The organism is Acinetobacter sp. GN11 (genome assembly GCF_054823985.1).
The window spans coordinates 1-4,827 of record NZ_JRVL01000066.1; the positions used below are offsets into that span (position 1 = coordinate 1).

A 4,827-nucleotide genomic window follows, 5' to 3' on the forward strand; every position below is an offset into this window, starting at 1 on the left:
TAGATTCTAAGCATCTATTCCAACTCATCATTTTTTAATCTTTTTTGATATTTCGCGATGTTGAGCTGCAAATTTTTGGCTTTTTGATGTTGCTGATAAAGGTGAACTGCCCCCTCTAAAACTAACACAAATACTGCACACCAAATCGGAATATAGGTGAACCATTCTTCTTGGCCAATACTCTCCCCTAAAACCAAAGATGCTAGAGCAAGCAACACAGGCTCCAAATATCCTAAAAGCCCAAACACCACTAAGGGTAAAAAGCGACTTGCCAGAATATAACTTCCTAAACCAATAGCACTTAAAATTCCAAGCCCAATAATGATCAAAGCAAGACTCGGTTGGTCTATAAATTTGCTATACGGAAGTAAACCTGTATGGGTCAAATAAATCGCAACCGGCAAAATAATGACTAAATCCCACCAGAAGCCGCCTAAATTGTCTGTTTTAATTATTTTACGTAATAAAAAGTAGGCAGAATATCCAACCGCAACCAATGCAGTTTCCCACGCGATACTTCCTAAACGCCAGATTTCATGGCCCACGCCAATGACAGCAAGAATAATTGCGACCCATTGAAATTTTGATATTTTTTCGCCATAAAGCACACTGCCAGCTAAAACTAGAACAAGTGGCAATAGAAAATATCCTAAAGATACTTGTAGACCTCGCCCATGCATAGGCCCCCATAAAAACAGCCAAAGTTGGACTGAAGTTAAAACGGAGGTTGTGATTAACAACACTAATAAAGACGGCTTAGCTAAAATACGCTGATAGATATTTTTGATATATGCTAAATCACCACTCCACCACATAAATAAGGTGAGAAATGGTATTGTTGCAATAATCCGCCATCCAAAAGTCTGTTGACTATCAAGCTGACTTAACAATTGAGTATAAAAATAAAGTACGCCAAAAGTGATAGACGCCATGACAGACAAGCTCACGCCCTTAAACATCCTCACCCTCTTAGACTTTAGTAAAAACAGCTCACCACAATACTTGATTTATCCACTATAAAAAAGAAAAAACCATGTAAAAACATGGTTTTTTATTAATCAGACATCTACAGTTATTCTTTATGTTCTGTGCGGATAATATCGCGAATATCAAAACCTAATGTTTTTGCATAATTTAGATATTCATCAACCACTTCTTGTTCAGGATGAGGTGTTCTTGATAATACCCAAAGATATTTACGAGAAGGTTCTCCTACTAAAACAGTTTGATAGTCTTCATCTATTTTTAAAATCCAATAATCTCCACGAATAACTGGAATCCATCTCACAGCTTCCGGTAAGAAACTCACTTTCAATTTTGTGTTATATGGCGGATTTACGACAAAGGCTTCACCAATAGATTGCTGTAATTGTTTTCTATTGTCAAAGCAGCGATTATCTACAACCACATTTCCATTTTCATTTAAGGTGTAAGTTGCGGATACGTTATAAGCACATTTTTTTTGGAAAAATATTGGCTTACGGGCGACTTCATACCAGACACCTAAATATCGGTCCAGTTCAACTTTATAAACGGTTTGCAAAGGTTTCGGCTGAGCATAGACATACGTTCCAACAGCTAAACCAGCCAAAACGATGCCGCCCAACGCAATTTTAGCCAAACGCCAACTGGCTTGCGGAACATTATTTCGAAATGCCATTGTTGCCCTCAACGATTAGTTGTGAATACAAAAGAACTCAAACACCTACAGTAGCTTGTTTTTTAAACACATTATGTAGCGTTATGTATTCGTTTATTGCAACATCTGCGCTTTTAATCGAATGATTTCATCACGTATCCGCGCTGCTTGCTCGAACTGTAAATCTTTCGAGGCCTTTAACATATCTTTTTCAAGCTTAGTAATATGTTTACTAAACAATTTTGGATCTGAAAGAATATGTCTTTCGTCGGCACTCAATGCTTGTGCTTGTTCAAGTACTTTTTCATCAATCTCGTCATCTGAAAGCACCTCACCCGAGTCAATTTCTTTGATAACCTGACGAACGGCACTACGTGGCGTAATACCATGCAGCTCATTAAATTCAATTTGTTTGGCTCTACGGCGATCAGTCTCATCTATTGCTTTTCGCATAGAATCGGTAATTCGGTCAGCATATAAAATTGCTTTACCTTTTACATTACGCGCAGCACGACCAATCGTCTGAATGAGTGAACGTTCCGAACGTAGAAAGCCCTCTTTATCTGCATCTAAAATCGCAACCAAAGAAACTTCCGGCATATCCAGACCTTCACGTAACAGGTTAATACCGACTAAAACATCAAATACACCGGTACGTAGTTCATGAATAATTTTAACGCGTTCAACCGTATCAATATCTGAGTGGAGATAAGCCACCTTAACGCCATATTCTTTCAAATAAGAAGTCAGATCTTCTGCCATACGCTTTGTTAAAGTGGTAATTAATACCCTTTCATTCAAGTTTTTACGAATATTAATTTCAGAAAGAACATCATCTACTTGGGTTAAGACAGGTCGAATCTCAATTTCAGGATCGATTAGACCTGTTGGACGTACCACCTGTTCAACGATTTGATCTGACTTTTCTAATTCATATTTAGCAGGTGTTGCACTTACAAAAATGGTAGTCGGTACAATACGCTCCCACTCTTCAAATTTCATAGGGCGGTTATCAAGCGCACTTGGCAAACGGAATCCATAATTCACTAAGTTTTCTTTACGTGACCGGTCACCTTTATACATCGCTCCAATTTGAGGAACAGTAACGTGTGATTCATCAATAATGAGCAAAGCATCTTCTGGAATATAGTCGAATAAAGTCGGCGGCGCTTCACCAGACGGACGTCCTGACAAATGACGCGAATAGTTTTCGATACCATTGGTATAACCCAACTGTTGCATCATTTCCAGATCGTAACGTGTCCGTTGTTCAATACGCTGTGCCTCAAGCAATTTGTCATGTTCACGGAAGAATTTGAGCTGATCTTGTAATTCATCTTTAATTGTATCGATGGCACGGGTTAAATGATCTTTTGGTGTCACATAGTGGCTTTTCGGATAAATCGTTATCCGAGAAACTTTACGAACCATTTTCCCAGTTAGCGGGTCAAACCAACGGATTGAATCGACCTCATCATCAAATAGTTCAATGCGAATTGCATGTTGATCAGATTCTGCTGGGAAAATATCAATAATTTCGCCACGAATTCGATAAGTACCACGTAAAAATTCAAGTTCATTACGCGTATATTGCATTTCAACCAATCGGCGGATGATTTCATCGCGGCTTACTCGGTCGCCTTCAACCACATGCAGCAACATTTGCATATAAGCATTCGGGTCACCCAAACCATAAATTGCAGAAACCGATGCCACAATAATTGCATCACGACGTTCTAACAAAGCTCGTGTTGCAGATAATCGCATCTGATCAATGTGATCATTAATGGCTGAATCTTTTTCAATAAACGTATCCGACGATGGAACGTAAGCCTCTGGCTGGTAGTAATCGTAATAACTTACAAAATATTCAACTGCATTATTGGGGAAGAAAGATTTAAATTCACCATAAAGTTGGGCAGCCAAAGTTTTGTTATGGGCCATTACAATTGTAGGTCGCTGTGTTTGAGCGATTACATTTGCCATGGTATAGGTCTTACCTGAGCCAGTTACCCCTAGCAATAACTGATTACGAAAACCATGCTCGATACCATTGACCAGCTTTTCAATTGCCTGTGGCTGATCACCTGCTGGCTGATAATGAGTGACCAAATCAAAAGGTTGATTTTCGTTCAAAGTTATCTCTCTTTATGAAAAAATTGAATTTAACGACTCCCTCATTAATGGGGATTTTTATCTTAATTTAAAGTGCAAATTGAGTTGGAAATTCAATGTCAAAGATTAAGCATCTTAATACTTGACCAATACCATAATCAGTTGCAACATGAAGCTATCCATTAAATAAAAAGCATAACCATGACCTACCAATATCATGATGAAAGTATTGTAACCGAACTTCCCGAAGATACAGTTTTTGTGTTTGGAAGTAACCTTGCTGGACAGCACGGTAGCGGTGCAGCACGCGTTGCCAGTCAACACTTCGGAGCAGTTGAAGGTGTAGGTCGCGGCTGGGCTGGTCAAAGCTTTGCCATTCCCACCTTAAATGAACATATTCAACAAATGCCTCTTTCACAAATTGAGCACTATGTTGAAGATTTTAAAATATATGCAAAAAATCATCCTAAAATGAAATATTTTGTCACGGCTTTAGGTTGTGGCATCGCAGGTTATAAAGTTTCTGAAATTGCTCCACTGTTTAAAGATATTCATCACAACGTTATCTTTCCAGAATCTTTTAAGCCTTATGTTGAAGATAATGCAGTTTCTCAATTTCCGACATTAACTCAGAAAATGGTAAAAAGTTTCATTAATGATGAAGTTATTTTTTACTTTAATCATGGAAGTGAATCTTTTGAAGAAGCCTTAGATAAAACAGATTTATCAAGTGCCGAAAAAGCCATTGCTCTCATTGTTTTAAATGAAGAACTGTACCCTCGCGATCGTTATGGACGAGGCCGTGATCATGAACTTAGTGATATTTTAGGTAAGCTCAATGGTAAAATTTTCGACCTGCACGGAAACTCTGAGGGTGCCATGATTTTTGTGAGCGCTGTCGTTGCACTCATGGAACTTTATGATTTTGACGAGCAAGACTTTATCAAGTTATGGCGTGGTGAAAAGAATATTGATCACCCTATTAATCGTTAATTTCTCTAATAAACTTATGAGCTAAGCAGATAATATCTGCTTTCTCATTATTTTATTTTTACTTACATTTAATTTTCTTA

General features: G+C 38.1%; 4 protein-coding genes. 1 reads left to right on the forward strand and 3 read right to left on the reverse strand.

Translation table 11 applies throughout. The annotated features are described in order from the left end of the window. Positions 1-14: 14 nt before the first annotated feature. The 3 genes from rarD to uvrB all read right to left on the reverse strand — a co-directional run bounded on the left by rarD (position 15) and on the right by uvrB (position 3,775). Complete coding sequence (rarD, locus tag NL42_RS08080) at positions 15-959, reverse strand: EamA family transporter RarD (protein WP_461312382.1); 945 nt, start codon at positions 957-959, stop codon at positions 15-17. A 113-nt stretch (positions 960-1,072) separates the two neighbouring features. Beyond that, positions 1,073-1,660, reverse strand: a complete 588-nt coding sequence (locus NL42_RS08085; RefSeq protein ID WP_461312383.1) for a lipocalin family protein — start codon at positions 1,658-1,660, stop codon at positions 1,073-1,075. A 93-nt stretch (positions 1,661-1,753) separates the two neighbouring features. Beyond that, on the reverse strand, positions 1,754-3,775 hold the full coding sequence (gene uvrB / locus NL42_RS08090; RefSeq protein WP_461312384.1) for an excinuclease ABC subunit UvrB: 2,022 nt from the start codon (positions 3,773-3,775) through the stop codon (positions 1,754-1,756). A 180-nt stretch (positions 3,776-3,955) separates the two neighbouring features. On the opposite strand from uvrB, the gene NL42_RS08095 reads away from it, so the two are divergent. After that, complete coding sequence (locus NL42_RS08095) at positions 3,956-4,747, forward strand: A1S_2505 family phage non-structural protein (protein WP_461312385.1); 792 nt, start codon at positions 3,956-3,958, stop codon at positions 4,745-4,747. Positions 4,748-4,827 lie beyond the last annotated feature (80 nt).

Coding starts and splice junctions, on each gene's coding strand:
- rarD (WP_461312382.1), bottom strand. CDS start 959: ATGTTTAAGGGCGTGAGCTTGTCTGTCATGGCGTCTATCACTTTTGGC.
- NL42_RS08085 (WP_461312383.1), bottom strand. CDS start 1,660: ATGGCATTTCGAAATAATGTTCCGCAAGCCAGTTGGCGTTTGGCTAAA.
- NL42_RS08095 (WP_461312385.1), top strand. CDS start 3,956: ATGACCTACCAATATCATGATGAAAGTATTGTAACCGAACTTCCCGAA.